Annotated in this window: 2 protein-coding genes; one reads left to right on the top strand and one right to left on the bottom strand. The window is 55.7% G+C overall.

Features of this window, described 5'->3' with window-relative positions; all coding sequences use genetic code 11:
- Positions 1-107: 107 nt before the first annotated feature.
- The gene (locus AC1DSG_RS31295; RefSeq protein ID WP_477794313.1) at positions 108-668 is read right to left on the bottom strand and encodes an NADPH-dependent FMN reductase; all 561 of its coding nucleotides are present in this window, start codon (positions 666-668) and stop codon (positions 108-110) included.
- Between the two features lie 175 nt (positions 669-843).
- Here AC1DSG_RS31295 and AC1DSG_RS31290 point away from each other — a divergent pair, with 175 nt between their 5' ends.
- Positions 844-1,104: a hypothetical protein gene (locus AC1DSG_RS31290; RefSeq protein ID WP_477794312.1), complete on the top strand. Its 261-nt coding sequence runs from the start codon at positions 844-846 to the stop codon at positions 1,102-1,104.
- The last annotated feature ends 29 nt before the right edge of the window (positions 1,105-1,133 follow it).

Raw genomic sequence — 1,133 nt, 5'->3', positions numbered from 1 at the left:
CGTGAAATCAGGCGGTGCGGTGTGTCTGACAGACCTCGCGCTCAAGTTTTACGACTGCTACGCAGCCGAACGCAGCCTCGCGGGCTCGGCAGCTGCTACAAAGGCAATCACACCTTTTTGTGTTGTTCGACCCATTTCCCATAGGCGTCGATGAACTTCTGCAAAAACGGCTTCGCCGATTCGGACAGTTTGTCCGCCTCGTCGAACAGCGACCCGGCACCACCGAGATAGGCTTCCGGCGCCTGCATGCACGGCACATCCAGAAATACCATGGACTGACGCACGCTATGGTTGGCGCCAAATCCACCGACAGCCCCCGGCGAAACACTGATCACCGCGCCAGGTTTTCCGCTCCAGGCACTCTGGCCATAGGGCCGTGATCCCACGTCTATGGCATTCTTCAAAGGCGCCGGCACTGAACGGTTATATTCCGGGGTGACGAACAGCACTGCGTCGGATGATCGCACCTGTTGCCGGAAAGTGCTGTAGGCTGCCGGCGGTGAAGCGCCATCGATGTCTTCGTTGTAGAGTGGCAAGTCACCAATTTCGACGATTTGAAGTTTGAGATTGGCTGGAGCAAGATCGGCCAGCGCCAGTGCCACCTTGCGATTGATCGATGCCTTTCTCAAGCTGCCGACTATTACGGCGATCGTATAGACGTTGCTCATGGAAGATGTCTCGACTATCCAATGGAAAGAGCTTGTAGTTATAGATGACGAATCACCCAACGGGCGGCTGAATTTCACCCCCTGACTATTTTTTTCTTGCAGGAAAACTTACTTCGCCCAACCACGGTCTACAGAACCGAAAATTGAGTGATTTATCTCCAGAGGTTCTAAACAGATGGCAGCAGTACTTGTCGGTCAGTTCCACGCAAGAGATGCGGAAGGCCGCGTTTATTCCGTGCATGAGTTCCAGGAATCCACCCCGTCGGCAGACGGCCTCAGCGGCGCGGAGCCTGTCATCACCTACAAACTGGCCATTGGTGACCGCGTCAGGAAGCTGGATGACAACCAGTTTCTGCTGGTTCAATCGGACGTGACCATCGTGCGCGAACCCGACACCTTCGTCGGCAGCGTGCCAGTAGCCAGCACCGCGTCATAACCCCGCGTTATGAGCAGAAGTCTTGGGCG

It is taken from the genome of Pseudomonas sp. P5_A12, from assembly GCF_056400685.1.
Note: the sequence above shows the minus strand (reverse complement) of the source record. Positions and strands in the feature narration are given on the sequence as shown.

Excerpts from the sequence above, each read along its gene's own strand:
- AC1DSG_RS31290 (WP_477794312.1), top strand. The coding sequence starts at position 844 with ATGGCAGCAGTACTTGTCGGTCAGTTCCACGCAAGAGATGCGGAAGGC.
- AC1DSG_RS31295 (WP_477794313.1), bottom strand. The coding sequence starts at position 668 with ATGAGCAACGTCTATACGATCGCCGTAATAGTCGGCAGCTTGAGAAAG.